The organism is Mesorhizobium sp. RCAM 06353 (genome assembly GCF_059683585.1).
In genome coordinates, this window is the sequence record NZ_JCASIY010000002.1 from 654,016 (window position 1) to 669,837 (window position 15,822).

The window sequence follows — 15,822 nt, forward strand, 5'->3', positions numbered from 1 at the left end:
ACGAACGCACCTGACACCACAGTTTCCGACCCAGGGAGAGTGCAATGACTTGTTCTGCTGATGGCCATACCGTCGACGTGACGGACATTCTCGCGCGACTGAAGGGCCTTTCGGCTGCGGAGGAGTTCTTCGCGGTCCTTGGCGCTTCCTATGACCCGAAGGTGCTCGACGTCTCACGGCTCCATATTATGAAGCGCGTGGGGGAATACCTTGCCGAAGAAGATTTCTCCGGTCTGCCTGACCAGGTGATCGCCGCGCGGGTGCGCACCAAGCTGGAACGGGCCTACGAGGACTTCGCTGCTTCCTCGCCGCTCACGCACCGTGTCTTTAAGGTGCTTAAGGACCACGATCCGAACAAACCTGCCATGCCGGGCCGCACCTTCGTCCCGTTCGACGCCGCATTGAAGCGGTTCGAAAAGGAATGAGCGCGACACGATTGCGACGCGTCATTGTCGAGAAGCCGACAAATTCGGTCATCACGACGGCGCCCTCAGCGCAACCAACCGAACTTCCAGGAATATGGGCATGCAAAACAATTGGCACGAATGATGCGGGGGAGAAGATGAACTGCCAAGCCCGTATCCCGATAGGAGCCTAGAGAAACCGCCAATGCACATCGTAATCTGCATCAAGCAGGTGCCGGACTCGGCACAAATCCGGGTCCATCCGGTGACGAACACGATCATGCGCCAGGGTGTTCCGACCATCATCAACCCTTATGACTTGTTTGCCCTGGAAGAAGCACTCAGACTGCGCGACGCTTATGGTGGCGAGGTCACCGTGCTCAGCATGGGTCCGCCCATGGCAGAAGACTCGCTACGCAAGGCGCTCGGTTACGGAGCCGATCGGGCGGTGCTCTTGACCGACCGTTATTTTGCCGGCTCGGACACGCTGGCGACCTCCTTCGCTCTTTCCCAAGCAATAGCGAAGATTGGCGAAACGTTTGGCCCGCCCGACATCGTGTTTACCGGCAAGCAGACGATCGATGGCGACACCGCCCAGGTCGGGCCTGGCATAGCCAAGCGCCTCGACCTCCAACAACTCACCTACGTCGCGAAAATCGGCTGCATTGACCTTGCTGCCCGCGAGATCGAGGTCGAGCGCCGCTGCGAAGGCGGCACGCAGATGCTGAAGAGCAGGCTGCCTTGCCTCATCACCGTGCTGGAAGGCACAAACGAGATCCGGCGGGGCTCGTTCGAGGACGCGCTGTGCGCCGCGCGTAGTCAGATCGTCAAGTGGACTGCGGTCGCCGCTGGCATTGAGGACCTTACCAGATGTGGGCTGCGCGGCTCGCCGACGGTCGTCAAGCGCGTTTTTGCCCCGACTGCGCGGGCGGAAAAAGCGGAGCAAATCGAGACCGCGGAGAAGACCTTGCGCGATGCCGCTGACGAACTCATCGCCGCAATCTTCACCCGTCAGCCGCCGCTGGAACATGAACTCGCCTTCAACAACGGCGCGTGACGGCCAGGAGTAGACAATGTCGACAGCGAATCGAGAACCCGCTCGCCCTGCCGCCGGCCGTGCCGGCATAAAGAAAGAACTGCCTGACCGTTTCAAGGACTACCGGCACGTCTGGGTCTTCATCGAACTCGAACGTGGCCAAGTCCATCCCGTGTCTTTCGAACTGCTCGGCGAAGGCCGCAAGCTGGCCGACAAGCTTGGCGTCCAGCTTGCGGGCGTCGTGCTCGGACCGCCAGGAGAAGCCACCTGGTATGCCGTTGCCGAGGCGTTCGCTTATGGCGCCGACCTTGTCTACGTCGCCGAGGTACCGCTGCTCGCCGATTATCGAAATGAGCCGTTTACCAAGGCGATGACGGATCTGGTCGATACCCACAAACCCGAGATCCTTCTTCTCGGAGCGACCACGCTCGGCAGGGATCTTGCCGGGTCCGTGGCGACGACCTTGCAGACCGGGCTCACGGCCGACTGCACCGAACTTGACGTGGATACCGACGGTTCGCTCGCGGCTACCCGTCCGACTTTCGGCGGTTCCTTGTTATGCACGATCTACACGCTCAACTACCGGCCGCAGATGGCGACAGTGCGAGCGAGGGTCATGCCCATGCCGCAGCGCAGGGATAAGCCCGTCGGGCGTATCATCCAGCACAAGGTATCTCTGGCCGAGGACGAGATCGTGACCAAAGTCCTCGGCTTCCTGCCTGATAGCCAGTCGGCAAAGGCAAATCTCGCCTATGCCGACGTCGTGGTTGCGGGAGGCCTTGGCCTCGGCGCGGCGGAGAACCTGCAGCTTGTGAAGAATCTCGCTCGAGCAATTGGCGCCGAACATGGCTGTTCGCGCCCACTGGTCCAGAAAGGCTGGATGCCGGCTGATCGACAGATCGGCCAAACTGGCAAGACCATCCGGCCGAAGCTTTACATTGCGGCGGGGATTTCCGGCGCCATTCAGCACCGGGTTGGAGTTGAGGGCGCCGATCTCATCGTGGCCATCAACACCGACCCGACCGCGCCGATTTTCGATTTTGCCCACCTCGGGATCGTGACCGATGCCATCCGCTTCCTGCCCGCACTTACGGAAGCCTTTACCCGGCGGCTGTCGCCGCACAGTCGCGACAAGCTTGCAAGCTAAGGAAACGGATATGATCGAGGAGAAATTCGACGCCATCGTCGTCGGGGCCGGCATGTCCGGGAACGCAGCTGCTTACATCATGGCAAGCAACGGCCTGAACGTGCTGCAATTGGAGCGCGGTGAATATCCGGGCTCCAAGAACGTTCAGGGCGCCATCATGTACGCGAACATGCTGGAGAAGATCATCCCCGATTTCCGGGATGATGCGCCTCTTGAGCGGCATCTGGTTGAACAGCGGCTTTGGGTGATGGACGAGACCTCCCACACCGGGATTCACTATCGGTCGGATGACTTCAACGAGGCAAAGCCCAACCGCTACACGATCATACGCGCCCAGTTCGACAAATGGTTTTCGCGCAAGGTGCGCGAGGCCGGGGCGACGGTTCTGTGCGAGACGACCGTAACGGAACTCGTCCGTGATGCCCAGGACAAGGTGGTCGGCGTCCGCACGGACCGGGCCGGCGGGCCGATCTTCGCGGACGTGGTCGTTCTCGCAGAAGGTGTCTCGGGACTGCTTGGCACGCGCGCCGGCCTGCGCAAGATGCCGAAACCAGAAACCGTGGCGCTCGCCGTAAAGGAAATGCATTTCCTGCCCGAAGAGGTCATTGAGCAGCGGTTCGGCGTCAAGGGCGATGAAGGCTGCGTCATCGAGGCGGTGGGGACGATCTCCCGCAGCATGGCTGGGCTCGGCTTCCTCTACACCAACAAGGAGTCAATCTCATTGGGCATAGGCTGCCTCGTCTCCGATTTCGCCGCGACGATGGAGAGCCCTTACGTCCTTCTCGATGCGTTCAAAAACCACCCATCGATCCGGCCGCTGATCGCCGGCTCTGAGGTGAAGGAATATGCCGCGCATCTCATTCCCGAAGGCGGCCACAAGGCGATTCCGCAGCTCTTTGGCGACGGCTGGGTCGTGGTCGGTGATGCCGCCCAATTAAACAACGCGATTCACCGCGAAGGTTCGAACCTCGCCATGACCTCCGGCCGGATCGCGGCTGAGGCAATCGTCGGGGTCAAGCGCCGCAACAATCCGATGACCAGACGAAACCTCACCATCTACAAGACCATGCTGGACAACTCCTTCGTGGTCAAAGACCTTCGGAAATACAAAGACATGCCGGCCTTGATCCACACGAATTCCAGCAACTTCTTCACGACCTATCCGCGCTTGATATCCCTGGCCGCGCAGAACTTGATGCGTGTCGACGGCACACCGAAGATTGAAAAGGAAAAGGCCACCACGCGCGCCTTTATCAACGTGCGTTCTCGCTGGGGGCTGGTCAGCGACGCGGTCCGCCTGGCATTGGCCTGGCGCTGAGGGAAGACAGGATGACGATCGCAGTGACGAATTTACGCGTCGAGGACAAGCTTTACCAGAACCGCTATCTGGTCGATCCTGGCCGGCCGCATATCAAAGTGCGACCGCACGAGAGCCCGAGCGCGAACTTGCGCGCGCTTACCCACATCTGCCCGGCGAAATGCTATGAGTTGAACGACAAGGGTCAAGTGGAGATCACCGCCGACGGCTGCATGGAGTGCGGCACTTGCCGGATATTGTGCGAGAGCAATGGCGAGATCGAGTGGAACTACCCGCGCGGCGGCTTCGGTGTCCTCTTCAAATTCGGGTGATCGGCGATCGCACCGTTTCGGCTGCACCTGAAATGCAAGCAAACGCCAAAGCATTTTTTAGACCGATCTCGCAGTTTGAGAGGAGCTCATGAATTCTGTGCTTTCGAATTTCAGAATCCAAAATGGCGCATGGAAGGAGCACTCTGGAAGACCCCTGAGGTGTTTCCATGGCTCTCATGCCGAGCGATAGGCTCGAAGAAGAAGGACCTTCGAACACCCTGCCTGAACCACGGATCAACTCCATCCACGAACCGGACATCTCCCCCAGGGGATTCTACGAAATATCGCAGGTCCTGACTGCCCCCACCCGGCTTGAGATTACCATCGCCAATGTCGTGAATACCCTTTCTTCATTTGTGCAATTGCGCCATGGAGCCATCGTCGTCCTGGACGCCGAAGCAGCGCCGGGGATTACCGCAATCGTCGGCAGTTCCCACCCATCTCAATCAGAAATTGGCCGCGTCATACCGCAAGCCGCGATAGACCGGATCGTCGCTACGGAGGCGCCGCTCATAATACAGGACGTTGGCAAGTCCGAACTATTTCAGGCTGAGGTTCAGCCGTCTTCGAGTGGCGGCACGATCCCAATTGCCTTCATCGGAATCCCGCTAGTAGCCGAGCACGAGATCCTTGGAACATTGTCGATCGACCGCGTCGGTGAGGGCGAGAGCATCTCTTCCGGCGACGAGGACGTACGGTTCCTGACCATGGTGGCCAACCTTGTCGGCCGCACCATTCGTCTCCATCGTATGCTGAGTATGGATGGTCAGCGATACATTGAGGAGCAAGGGCGACCGGAGAAGTCGTTCGACGAGAACAGGGCCGACGCAGCCCGGCATCGGCATATCAAAATCGACGGGATCATCGGGGAAAGTCTCGCGCTCAAGCGGGTACTCGAAACCGTCTCGGTCGTGGCGAGAACCAATTCCACAGTGCTTCTGCGGGGCGAAAGCGGCACTGGCAAGGAATTCTTTGCCCAAGCCATCCACAAGCTTTCAGCCCGGGGGAAGAAGGCTTTCGTCAAATTAAACTGCGCAGCACTGTCTGAAAGCGTTCTGGAATCAGAGTTGTTTGGGCACGAAAAGGGCTCCTTCACCGGGGCTATCTCGCAGCGCGCCGGCCGCTTCGAACTGGCAAATGGCGGAACGCTGCTACTTGATGAAATCGGCGAGATTTCGCCTGCTTTTCAAGCCAAGCTGTTGCGCGTCCTGCAGGAAGGCGAACTAGAGCGAGTCGGCGGCACGAGAACGCTTCAGGTCGATGTCCGGCTCATATGCGCCACCAACAAGGATCTTGAGACGGCTGTCTTAAATGGGGAGTTCAGGGCCGACCTTTATTACCGCATCAATGTCGTGCCAATCATCCTACCCCCGCTCAGAGAGCGCGCCGGCGATATTCCACGCCTTGCGAACGCGTTCCTCGAGCGGTTCAACAAGGAAAACCATCGCGAGCTCGCCTTCGCGCCGCTGGCGCTTGACCTGATCTCGCAATGCTATTTCCCTGGCAATGTCCGCGAGTTGGAAAACTGCGTTCAAAGGACAGCGACACTTGCGCGTTCGACGACGATCACTCCATCGGATTTCGCTTGCCAGAACAACCAATGCCTTTCTTCGCTTCTCTGGAAAGGAGCCGACCCTTCGCATGGCGGCAATGCCACGGACGAGCTCTCGAAGATGCCGATCCGGCGCATCGAGGCCCCGGAAGGGTTCTCGCCCGTGAAGGCCTGCGATCCCAATGATCCCGCTTGCCCCGCAAAGGGCCGGCACCTGACGGAACGCGAGCGGCTGACCGACGCGATGCAGAAGGCCGGTTGGGTTCAGGCCAAGGCGGCTCGTGTCCTGGGCCTCACGTCGCGGCAGGTCGGCTACGCTCTGCGCCGGTATGGTATCGAGGTGAAGAAATTCTAGCCAGGCGTGCTGGCGACTTCAAACGTCAGTTCGGAGTGTCTTCCTCACGCTGTGCGTGCCCAGGACGCGGTGCCTCCTCGACCCGATTGGCTTGTGCACTGTCACAAGCCGGACAAAATTGTGCCGGAGCAAACCGACAGAATGCGACACGGAGAGCCAATCGGGAACTAGAACCGCTCTTTGAGCCGGCATAACTCTTGCGCTTTGAACTGCGACGTTACCAGCAACGGAGCCGTTTGATGTCCGCACCGACAATTTCGCTTCAGGGCCTGACCAGCACGACAGTCTTCGACGAGTTGCTGGCGTCCGCGAGATCCGGTGGCTGCGCGCCGTCAACCTGCGGCGTGGCGGGAAAGCCGGAGGACATGGATCCGGCTGTCTGGGACAAGATCAAGGATCACCCGTGCTTTTCGGAAGAAGCGCATCACTTTTTCGCGCGCATGCACGTCGCGGTCGCACCGGCCTGCAATGTCCAGTGCAACTACTGCAATCGCAAATATGACTGCGCCAACGAAAGTCGGCCTGGGGTCGTTTCGGAAAAACTGACACCCGACCAGGCGCTGCGCAAGGTGATCGCGGTCGCCAACGAGGTGCCGCAGCTTTCCGTACTCGGGATCGCCGGACCGGGCGATGCCTGTTACGACTGGAAAAAGACAAGGGCAACCTTCGAAAGCGTCGCCAGAGAGATCCCCGACATCAAGCTTTGCGTCTCAACCAATGGGCTCGCGCTGCCTGACCATGTCGCCGAGCTCGCCGACATGAACGTCGATCACGTGACTATCACCATCAACATGGTCGACCCGGAAGTCGGCGCAAAGATCTATCCTTGGATCTTTTACGATCATCGCCGCTACGCCGGCATCGAGGCCGCCCGAATCCTGCACGAGCGGCAGATGTTGGGCCTGGAGATGCTCACCGCGCGCGGCATCCTCACGAAAATCAATTCGGTGATGATTCCCGGCGTCAACGACGAGCATCTGATCGACGTGAACAAATTGGTCAAGGAGCGTGGCGCGTTCCTGCATAACGTCATGCCGCTGATTTCCGACCCGGCGCACGGTACGCACTACGGCCTGACTGGGCAGCGCGGTCCAAATGCAACAGAGTTGAAGGCGCTTCAGGATCGTCTCGACGGCGGCGCCAAGTTGATGCGCCACTGCCGGCAGTGCCGGGCCGATGCCGTCGGCCTGCTCGGCGGGGATCGTGGCCAGGAATTCACGCTCGACCGGATTGCCGGCAAGGACACCTACGACTCCAGCAAGCGCGAGGCCTATCGACAGGTGGTCGCGCACGAGCGCCGTGATCATGTGGCGGCCAGGAGCGCGGCCATCGGAATGGTCAAGGCAGCAGGCTCCGGCAAGTCCCTTCTCGTCGCGGTGGCGACTAAGGGGGGCGGCCGCGTCAATGAACACTTCGGTCATGCAAGGGAATTCCAACTTTTTGAAGCCTCGCCGAAAGGGATCAGCTTTGTTGGGCATCGCAAGGTCGAGCAGTATTGCGTCGGCGGCTGGGGCGAAAAGGCCACCCTCGACGGCGTCATCGCTGCGCTGGATGGCATAGACATCGTGCTCTGCGCCAAGATCGGAAATTGCCCGAAGGATCAGCTCGCGGAAGCGGGAATCCGAGCAACGGACGCTTATGGTCATGACTACATCGAAACCGCAATTAGCGCAGTTTACGCCACCGCGTTTGCGATCGGACCACTGGCTGCAACGGCCTAGCCGTCTCATTCCAATCCACCAGGAGTTAAAATGGCTTTCAAGATCATCGCGTCCCAATGCACCCAATGCGGCGCCTGCGAGTTCGAATGTCCCTCTGTAGCGATCAAATTCAAGGGCGAGGCCTATGTGATCGATCCGAACAAATGCACCGAATGCAAGGAGGCCGCCGACACGCAGCAATGCGTATCGGTATGTCCGGTGCCGAAGACCTGCGTTCCTGCTTGACTCCGTTTCGGCTTCGCCGCGGCCGCGTCGCCTCAGAAGGAGGCTCTAACTCGAAAGGAATGAATCGCATGTGGCTCGGACGCGAACAGGACATCGAAATCCGCAAGCCTCCGCGATTTACGCCGGGTGAGCGGGTGCGTGCCACACGACACATAAAGAATGACGGCACCTATCCTGGCAGGGAGATCGGCGAAAACCTCGTGCGGAAGGGCGACGAAGGTTATGTGCGCGACATTGGCACCTTTCTCCAGCAGTTCTTCATCTACGCGGTCGAATGGATCGATCGCGGCACGGTGGTCGGCATGCGAGCGCGTGAACTGATGAGCCTCGACAAAGCGGAGGCTCCTTGCAGTGCCGAAAGCAGTGCCCGTGAAGGAACGGCTCGATGAAAGTCATGATCCGCAGGACCGGTGCTGGCTTGTCGGCGTATCTCCCAAAGAAGGATTGCGAAGAGGCCATCATCAAGCTGGAGAACGAACATTTGTGGGGCGGGGCCATAACACTCAGGAACGGCTGGCAGTTCGTCCTACCCGACCTTCCGCCCGATACGCGTTTGCCGATCACCGTCGAGGCAAGAAAGATCTCCGACGAGGACTGATGTTGCGGGTGGAAGAGGGTGCGAGAGCAATGAGCATGAACACGATCCTGAACTTGGGCCACCTCGTCGTCATCCAGGGCAGTTTTGCCGAAAAGCTGCTTGACCTTGCGCGCAACGCGCTCGGGGCCGATGAGATGATCCCATATCTCGGTCCGGGCCTTCTCCGCCTCAGTTCCGCTGAACCGTCGGTACCGTGCACGCCGGAAGCCGTCGCCGCGGCGCTAAATAGCCGGGCGCCAGCCCCTTCAAAGATTCGCACCAATATGTGGTCCGTCGCGCAGTTCATCGAACAGCGCCGGCATCGCCGGACGCTTCAGGCATGGATGGCGGAGATATTCGCAGCGCCGGCGGCGCCGACTGTTCTCCACACCTGGCTCGCGAGACTGCCGCTCTCCCTAATCATCGATAGCTGGTACGACAGTGCCATGCGCACGACCCTCGCAGAGGCCGGCCGAACGGACGTCGTTGAGATACAAGGCGTCACGCGGGCGAACGAATTCGGTGACATTTGGACGAAAGCCTACGACTTGTCTGGGAGCGAACTCGAACCCGGATCAGCCGCAAAGACGGTTCTCTATACGCCTCACGGCAGCATTAGGCCGGCCGCAAACTTTCTGGTCGCGGATTCCGATTATGTCGAAGTGCTCACCGAGATCGATCTCCAGACGCCGATTCCTGATGTGGTGAAGGAACGGCGCACCTATCGAGGCCTTTTCTTCGTCGGTTGCCGTTTCAACGATCAGATGCTGCGCACCTTCGCCCGACAGATCATGAAGCGCTCCAAAGGGCCACACTATGCGGTGATGGATGCGGCAATACTGACCAAGAACGAACGCCGTTTCCTTGCGGCAAGCGCAATTACGGTCATCGATATGCCCTTAGGTGAAGCCGCTGCTCGCCTCGTCGGATCGGGCACTGCTGTAGATGGTGGCCAAGATTTTCGTTAACCGGCGTCGTTAGTTGTGGGTCTCTCGCTTGCCTCAGGAAGCGTCGGAATTCAGTCTGGAACATACACGTGGGTACTGATGCAATTGGCGGCGCGACGAAGCCTCTGAATTCGTCCAAGCATGAGCAAGCGGCCGGGTGGGGCCGTGGCTTCAGCACGCTGCTGCGCATTACCCGCATGAGTTTGCGGAACCGGTGGCAGGTCGCCTTCGCTTTCGGATCGACGATCGTAGCGGCAATCCTCCAGATGCTCATTCCCCAGCTTCTCGGCCGGGCTGTCGACCAGACTCAGATAGCGATTGGGGGCGGTATTGCGGCGATCCCCGCAGAACAAGCGCTCTGGACTTCGGCTCTCCTGCTGCTCGCCGCGAGTACGCTACGCGGCCTGTTCACGATGGCGCAGAACTATTTTGCGGAGGCCGTCGGGCATCACGTCGCGTACGAACTGCGACTTGCTTGCTACGACAAGATCCAACGTCTCAGCTTTTCTTTTCACGACCGGGTTCATTCAGGCGATCTAATCACCCTCGGCATGCTCGATCTCGACGGCGTGCGGATGTATTTTTCCACCGCCCTGGTTCGTATGCTTCTGCTCACCATGCTGATGGGCATCGGCGCCTACACGATGATATCAACCGACCCGGTGCTCGGGGTGATCGCGCTGAGTTTCGTCCCTTTCGTAGCCTGGCGCTCGTCGGTCACACAGCTAAAGCTACGCGCCACCTGGCTCGACCTGCAGGAGCGGCTTTCGGTTCTAGGCCGCGTGATGGAGGAGAATCTCGCAGGCATCCGCGTTGTCCGCGCGTTTTCGGCACAGGCCTATGAGATGGTGAAGTTCGACCGCGCCTCGAAGAACGCGCTCGCCCTCGCCCACGAGCAGGTTGACGTCTACGTGCCCAACACGTCGGCGATGACGCTGTCATTCTTTTTGGCCATGGGGTTGGTCCTCTGGATCGGTTGCAACAAGCTCATCGCGGGCCAAATCAGCGTCGGAACGCTCGCCACGTTCCTTGCGTTTATGACCATTCTGCAAATGCCCGTCCGGCAGATCGGCCTAATGGTCAATGGCTTCGCCCGCGCTTACACTTGCGGCTCGCGCCTCTTCGGTCTGCTCGACCAGGACATCACGATCAGGGATGCTTCCGGCGCCAAACCGCTCGAGATCAGTGAAGGCACTCTGAGCTTCAATAATGTCTCGTTTGTATATCCCGGCACCGGAAACCGCCCCATTCTGAAGAATATCAGCTTTTGCGCCCGTAGAGGCGAAACGATCGCTATCGTCGGTCCGCCCGGTTCGGGCAAATCGACAATCGCTCACCTGATCGCCCGCTTTTATGACGTCACCGGGGGCACCATCACGCTTGACGGGCAGGACATCCGCGCGGTCACCCTTGCCACACTTCGCAAGGAAGTCGCAGTCGTACAGCAGGATGCATTCCTGTTCACTACCACGATCGAGAACAACATCGCTTATGGCGATCCATGGGCGAAGGAACAGCGAATCGAGCGCGCCAGCGAATCCGCCCAGTTGCACGATTACATCCTCAGCCTCCCCGCAGGCTACAAGACGGTCGTTGGCGAACGCGGCGCCACCCTCTCGGGCGGCCAGCGCCAGCGTCTCACGATAGCTCGCACAATGATGCTGCGCCCATCAATCGTCATTTTCGACGACTCAACGGCCGCGATCGACGCCGCCACTGAGCAGCGCATCCGCGCGGCGATACGGCGATTCGCCAAGGATAGGGTGACGATCCTCATTGCGCACCGGCTGAGTTCGCTCAGGCACGCCGACCGGATCCTGTTTATTGACAATGGCGAGATCGTGGAACGCGGCACCCATCAAGAGCTGTTGGCTAAGCGAGGACGCTATAAGGCCCTTTATTATCTCCAGTTGCGCCCGGAAGATGACAGTGCGATCACGCACAGAGGCGCGCCCTGATGACCAAGGGGCACGCCGCCGAACTTGAAATCGAACCTAATGACGGCGGCGGACGCCCCCGCACGCGGTGGTCGGCTCCCACCGCATCAAGGAGGAGATGTTCGGCAGGGCTTTCGACAAGAGCATCGTTCGACGCATCTGGACTTTCGTTCGTCCCTACCGTGCTAGGGTAGTCATCTCGAGTGCCGCATTGCTGATCTTCGTCGGCACGCAGCTTCTCATCCCCCTGATCATCCGCCGCGCGATCGATCACGCCATAACTCCGGCAGGCGTTGATCGCTCCGCCCTGCTCAGGGCCGCCGGCGCATTTGCGCTCGCTATTCTGGTTAATTTCGGCGCCGCCTACGCGCAGGAAACCGTAGTCGGAAAAATGGCTGACAACGTCCTGTTCGATATCCGCCGCGCAATGTTTGCCCATCTGCAGAAAGTTTCGCTCTCCTTCATGGACAAGACCGAGGTGGGACGCCTGATGTCCCGCCTTCAAGGCGACGTTAGCTCGATCCACGAATTCGTCGAGACCTCAGTCTATTCCGTAGGAGACATTGCTCTTCTCTTCGGCATCGTTTTCGTGATGCTGTGCCTCGACTTCCGCCTCGGCTTCCTGACACTCTCGGTCTTGCCGGCCCTGTTGATCATCCGCATCGTCTGGCTGCCGCGTGCCCGCGAAGCCTTCATGGCGGCACACGAAACCAATTCGGTCGTCAATGGCGCGCTGGCGGAAGCCATTCATGGCGTGCGCACCGTCCAGTGCATGGGCCGCCAGCAGATAAATTTCATGCTTTATGACGACAAGGCGCATGCCGACCTCAGTGCTCACCTGACCGCTGCCAAGTATGCACAGGTGATGGTGCCGATCGTCGATGGCCTAACCGGGATCGCCATGGCTATCGTCATCGTGGCCGGCGGCTCCATGATCATGAATGGTTGCATCGACTTGGGCGTTTTGGTCGCCTACCTATTCTATATCCAGCGCTTCTTTGACCCAATTCGCTCCCTTACCCTCCAGTATTCGGTCATGCAGCGCGCCATGGCCTCCGGCAAGCGGCTGACCGATGTGCTGGACGTTAGGATCGATGTTCAGGACAAACCGAATGCCAGAGTGCTTTCGCCGGAAATGGATGGCTCGGTCGAGTTCAGGAACGTCACGTTCGGCTACAATCCCGGCCATCCGGTGCTGAAAAACGTTTCCTTCAGGGTCATGCCCAGCGAGACGGTCGCTTTGGTCGGGCCGACCGGTTCTGGTAAATCGAGCGCGATGGCCCTCGTCCACCGCTTCTATGATGTTCAGCAGGGCCAAGTGCTGGTCGGCGGATACGATGTGCGAGATCTCACCCAGAAATCGCTCGGCCGAGAGGTCGCCATGGTGCTGCAGGAGCCGTTCCTGTTCACCGGGACGGTCTTCGAAAACATTCGCTACCACAAGACGGATGCCACGTGGCACAACGTGATCGAGGCCGCCAAGGCAGTCGGCGCCCATGACTTCATTATGAGCCTTGCAGACGGATACGATACCCAGCTCGGCGAACGCGGCGGCAACCTTTCTCTCGGCCAGCGCCAGCTTGTCAGTTTCGCGCGTGCTCTCGTTGCCGACGCCAAGATTCTCGTTCTTGACGAGGCCACCGCCAATATCGACAGCTACACGGAAATGCTGATCCAGAAGGCTCTTTCAAAATTGCTTAAAGGCCGCACTGGCCTCATCATCGCCCACCGGCTCGCCACGATCCGCAGTGCCGATCGCATCATCGTGCTTCAGAACGGCCAAGTCTTTGAGACCGGAAACCACGACCAACTAACGGCCCTGGGTGGGCTCTATTCCAAGCTATACAATCTCAACTACTCATCCTTCGACGACATTCCCGAAAAGAAATCCGATACGGGGGTACAAGCCTCCTCTTCGACCTAATGCAAACTTCTGCGCTGCGACACCAATTGGTCTCCAAGCGAATTTCTTGGTCTAGTTGGCGCCTGCCTCTTCCATTTGGCGCATGGCCCCACTGAAACACCAGCGCATGAATTGTCTTGGTTATTGGCTTAGTCGTCCTTTCACAGACGCTTGATCTCGATGCCGTATTTCCTCAGCACGTAACCAATCTGGCGCGGCGTCAGTCCAAGCAGGCGTGCCGCCTTCGCCTGGACCCAGCCACATCTTTCCATCGCTGCGATGACACGTTCGGCATCGGTCGTTCTCGTACCATTTAAGTGCACTGCGCCGGCAGGGCCCAGCTGCGGCTCCCCTGCGGTCTCAGGCGGGACTGCGACGGCGGCAGAACTCCCGGCAGCAGCCGGCGGTATCGCCGGAACCACTGGCACCGGCACGATCGGCCGGGGTTGCGGCGCGAGTTTGCCAGATTTGGCCTTATGCAGCGCCGCAGCGAAGCATTGGCCCTGGTAGCATGCAAAGTCGTCTCTCCCGATTGATGGTCCCGCGGCCAGCACCGCTGTCCGATTCACGCAGTTTTGGAGCTCGCGAATGTTGCCGGGAAAATCACAGTTTATCAGCACTTCAATCGCACTGGGATCGAAGGTCAGCATACTGCCGTTCTCACCGTTGAAATTCTTGAGAAACTCGGCTGCGAGGAGCGAAATATCACTGCGCCTTTCGCGTAGCGCCGGCACCAGCAAGTCAACCACACTGATGCGGTAATAGAGGTCCTCACGAAACTCATTGCTGGCAACTGCCTCTTCCAAGTTCTTGTTCGTGGCGGCAATGATGCGAACATCGACTTTAATGGTCTGGTTGCCGCCGACGCGCTCAAACTCCTGCTCCTGCAGCACGCGCAAGAGCTTTGCTTGGAACGAGGGCGAGATCTCGCCGATCTCGTCCAGGAACAACGTCCCCTTGTCGGCGAGCTCAAAGCGCCCCTTGCGCGAGTTGAACGCGCTTGTGAATGCACCCTTCTCATGACCGAACAATTCGGATTCCAGGACTGTCTCGGTCAGCGCCGCGCAATTGAACTTGATGAAGGGCCGCTTGGCGCGCGGCGACAACTCGTGGATAGCCTTGGCGGCCAGCTCCTTCCCGGTACCGGATTCGCCTCGCAACAGAACCGTAATCTTCGCCTTGGCCACCCCGGCGACCTTCTCGAGCATTCCGTGTAGCGCCGAACTGTCGCCAATCATCCCTTTGACGTGAACCTTCTTACGCTCTCGCGCAGGATGCTTGAGCTCGCGGAATTGCCTTTGCAGCCGCTCCTTCTCCGCCATCGGTTGCTCGCGGTCGCAGGCGAATGAGCGATGCAACTTCACTGCCTGTCCAACCAGGTTGGCGATCGCGGGTAGCAGACGGAGGTTGTAATCGAGCCAAGATCTTGACCTGTTGTCCAGTATGCGGTCGATGGTCAGCGTGCCCACGATATTCGCATCGACGCGAATGGGAACGCCGATGAAGGACACTGGCATGTTGTCGGAGACCCCGAGCGCATCCAGGTCGGCGGCACTGAAGGCCGAATGCACCGCTATGTTCTCGGCGTAGAGGGGCGTGTCCGTCGTCACAATCTGGTCGATTGCCTTCCGCGGCAGGTACATCCGGCTGCGCTCATCGCAGCTCTCGCTCCAGCCGGCGCCTACGGTAATGTCCAGTTCGCCATCACCGTCGAAGAGAGAGATGATGCCGTGCCGCATCGGCACAAACGATCGCAGAAGATCGACGACCTTGACCAAAGTGACTTCGAGCCGGGAGGGGCCGGTGAGTGCTTTCGATATTTCGAAGATCCCGGTAAGCGTGCTCTCCTGCGACGGCACAATGGGGACCGCGTTGTTCGTCTCGGGCTCTGAGCTAGCCCTTTTCGCGTCCTGAAGCGATATGCAGCATGACGGCGTCTCCCCGGCACTATGTTCGGATTCACGAGCATTGTCTGAGTCTAGCATGTCATCCTCGATCTCGCGCCACGAAATCAATGCTCGCGGCATGTGCGCCTGTGACGCCGTCGGCGCGTAGGCGCTCTCGTTAAGTGGCGTGGCGCGTTTCAGGCTCCTCCCGAGCGCAACCATACTTTGGTCTACAGACGGGAAGGAGGGAGGCTAGTCAACCGAGCTTTCTTTCATTTGTGAAAGCGAACTCGACGCCCATGAGAGAATCCGATCATGTAATTTTCGGGCAGGTGGCAGGTGGATGTAACGGCCGTGCTCGTCGCTGCCAAGGCTACGGACCTGCGGCCTCGCGCGGGCCCACTACGGCCGCTTCGAATGGCTTCGTAGAAGGCGCAGGCTGACGATAAGCACAACGTCCACCGCACTCCCTGCGCATGGAAAGACCTCGTAACTTTTCGTGT

General features: G+C 59.4%; 14 protein-coding genes. 13 read left to right on the forward strand and 1 reads right to left on the reverse strand.

The features are described 5' to 3' along the window. Positions 1 to 44 precede the first annotated feature (44 nt). The 13 genes from nifW to AC56QX_RS39400 all read left to right on the forward strand — a co-directional run bounded on the left by nifW (position 45) and on the right by AC56QX_RS39400 (position 13,454). Positions 45 to 425 (forward strand): nitrogenase stabilizing/protective protein NifW, encoded by a 381-nt coding sequence (nifW, locus tag AC56QX_RS39340; RefSeq protein ID WP_183465742.1) that lies wholly within the window; start codon positions 45 to 47, stop codon positions 423 to 425. Between the two features lie 184 nt (positions 426 to 609). Continuing rightward, positions 610 to 1,461 carry an electron transfer flavoprotein subunit beta/FixA family protein gene (locus AC56QX_RS39345; RefSeq protein WP_497118626.1) on the forward strand — a complete coding sequence of 284 codons (852 nt, stop codon included), beginning with the start codon at positions 610 to 612 and terminating at the stop codon, positions 1,459 to 1,461. A gap of 16 nt (positions 1,462 to 1,477) precedes the next feature. Then, positions 1,478 to 2,587 carry an electron transfer flavoprotein subunit alpha/FixB family protein gene (locus AC56QX_RS39350; RefSeq protein ID WP_497118627.1) on the forward strand — a complete coding sequence of 370 codons (1,110 nt, stop codon included), beginning with the start codon at positions 1,478 to 1,480 and terminating at the stop codon, positions 2,585 to 2,587. 10 nt (positions 2,588 to 2,597) lie between these two features. Beyond that, positions 2,598 to 3,905 (forward strand): FAD-dependent oxidoreductase, encoded by a 1,308-nt coding sequence (locus AC56QX_RS39355; RefSeq protein WP_475461308.1) that lies wholly within the window; start codon positions 2,598 to 2,600, stop codon positions 3,903 to 3,905. 11 nt (positions 3,906 to 3,916) lie between these two features. After that, on the forward strand, positions 3,917 to 4,216 hold the full coding sequence (locus AC56QX_RS39360; RefSeq protein WP_183455289.1) for a ferredoxin family protein: 300 nt from the start codon (positions 3,917 to 3,919) through the stop codon (positions 4,214 to 4,216). Between the two features lie 167 nt (positions 4,217 to 4,383). Continuing rightward, the gene (nifA, locus tag AC56QX_RS39365; RefSeq protein ID WP_497118628.1) at positions 4,384 to 6,123 is read left to right on the forward strand and encodes a nif-specific transcriptional activator NifA; all 1,740 of its coding nucleotides are present in this window, start codon (positions 4,384 to 4,386) and stop codon (positions 6,121 to 6,123) included. Between the two features lie 239 nt (positions 6,124 to 6,362). Then, positions 6,363 to 7,844 carry a nitrogenase cofactor biosynthesis protein NifB gene (gene nifB, locus AC56QX_RS39370; RefSeq protein WP_497118629.1) on the forward strand — a complete coding sequence of 494 codons (1,482 nt, stop codon included), beginning with the start codon at positions 6,363 to 6,365 and terminating at the stop codon, positions 7,842 to 7,844. A 30-nt stretch (positions 7,845 to 7,874) separates the two neighbouring features. After that, on the forward strand, positions 7,875 to 8,069 hold the full coding sequence (locus AC56QX_RS39375; RefSeq protein ID WP_183455291.1) for a 4Fe-4S binding protein: 195 nt from the start codon (positions 7,875 to 7,877) through the stop codon (positions 8,067 to 8,069). 68 nt (positions 8,070 to 8,137) lie between these two features. Continuing rightward, positions 8,138 to 8,458, forward strand: coding sequence for a nitrogen fixation protein NifZ (locus AC56QX_RS39380; RefSeq protein ID WP_183455454.1), 321 nt, complete (start codon positions 8,138 to 8,140; stop codon positions 8,456 to 8,458). Continuing rightward, on the forward strand, positions 8,455 to 8,667 hold the full coding sequence (gene nifT / locus AC56QX_RS39385; RefSeq protein ID WP_183455292.1) for a putative nitrogen fixation protein NifT: 213 nt from the start codon (positions 8,455 to 8,457) through the stop codon (positions 8,665 to 8,667). The genes AC56QX_RS39380 and nifT overlap by 4 nt, the downstream gene beginning before the upstream one ends. 35 nt (positions 8,668 to 8,702) lie before the next feature. Further along, a complete protein-coding gene (locus tag AC56QX_RS39390) occupies positions 8,703 to 9,614 on the forward strand; it encodes an SIR2 family NAD-dependent protein deacylase (protein ID WP_258599905.1) in 912 nt (303 codons plus the stop codon). A 68-nt stretch (positions 9,615 to 9,682) separates the two neighbouring features. Continuing rightward, positions 9,683 to 11,551, forward strand: a complete 1,869-nt coding sequence (locus AC56QX_RS39395) for an ABC transporter ATP-binding protein (protein WP_497118631.1) — start codon at positions 9,683 to 9,685, stop codon at positions 11,549 to 11,551. Between the two features lie 97 nt (positions 11,552 to 11,648). Then, positions 11,649 to 13,454, forward strand: a complete 1,806-nt coding sequence (locus AC56QX_RS39400; protein ID WP_497118632.1) for an ABC transporter ATP-binding protein — start codon at positions 11,649 to 11,651, stop codon at positions 13,452 to 13,454. Positions 13,455 to 13,594: 140 nt separating this feature from the next. Here AC56QX_RS39400 and nifA (AC56QX_RS39405) read toward each other — a convergent pair whose 3' ends face one another. Beyond that, positions 13,595 to 15,418, reverse strand: coding sequence for a nif-specific transcriptional activator NifA (nifA, locus tag AC56QX_RS39405; protein WP_497118892.1), 1,824 nt, complete (start codon positions 15,416 to 15,418; stop codon positions 13,595 to 13,597). Between the last annotated feature and the right edge of the window lie 404 nt (positions 15,419 to 15,822).

Coding starts and splice junctions, on each gene's coding strand:
- nifW (WP_183465742.1), top strand. CDS start 45: ATGACTTGTTCTGCTGATGGCCATACCGTCGACGTGACGGACATTCTC.
- AC56QX_RS39345 (WP_497118626.1), top strand. CDS start 610: ATGCACATCGTAATCTGCATCAAGCAGGTGCCGGACTCGGCACAAATC.
- AC56QX_RS39350 (WP_497118627.1), top strand. CDS start 1,478: ATGTCGACAGCGAATCGAGAACCCGCTCGCCCTGCCGCCGGCCGTGCC.
- AC56QX_RS39355 (WP_475461308.1), top strand. CDS start 2,598: ATGATCGAGGAGAAATTCGACGCCATCGTCGTCGGGGCCGGCATGTCC.
- AC56QX_RS39360 (WP_183455289.1), top strand. CDS start 3,917: ATGACGATCGCAGTGACGAATTTACGCGTCGAGGACAAGCTTTACCAG.
- nifA (WP_497118628.1), top strand. CDS start 4,384: ATGGCTCTCATGCCGAGCGATAGGCTCGAAGAAGAAGGACCTTCGAAC.
- nifB (WP_497118629.1), top strand. CDS start 6,363: ATGTCCGCACCGACAATTTCGCTTCAGGGCCTGACCAGCACGACAGTC.
- AC56QX_RS39375 (WP_183455291.1), top strand. CDS start 7,875: ATGGCTTTCAAGATCATCGCGTCCCAATGCACCCAATGCGGCGCCTGC.
- AC56QX_RS39380 (WP_183455454.1), top strand. CDS start 8,138: ATGTGGCTCGGACGCGAACAGGACATCGAAATCCGCAAGCCTCCGCGA.
- nifT (WP_183455292.1), top strand. CDS start 8,455: ATGAAAGTCATGATCCGCAGGACCGGTGCTGGCTTGTCGGCGTATCTC.
- AC56QX_RS39390 (WP_258599905.1), top strand. CDS start 8,703: ATGAACACGATCCTGAACTTGGGCCACCTCGTCGTCATCCAGGGCAGT.
- AC56QX_RS39400 (WP_497118632.1), top strand. CDS start 11,649: ATGTTCGGCAGGGCTTTCGACAAGAGCATCGTTCGACGCATCTGGACT.
- nifA (WP_497118892.1), bottom strand. CDS start 15,418: ATGCTAGACTCAGACAATGCTCGTGAATCCGAACATAGTGCCGGGGAG.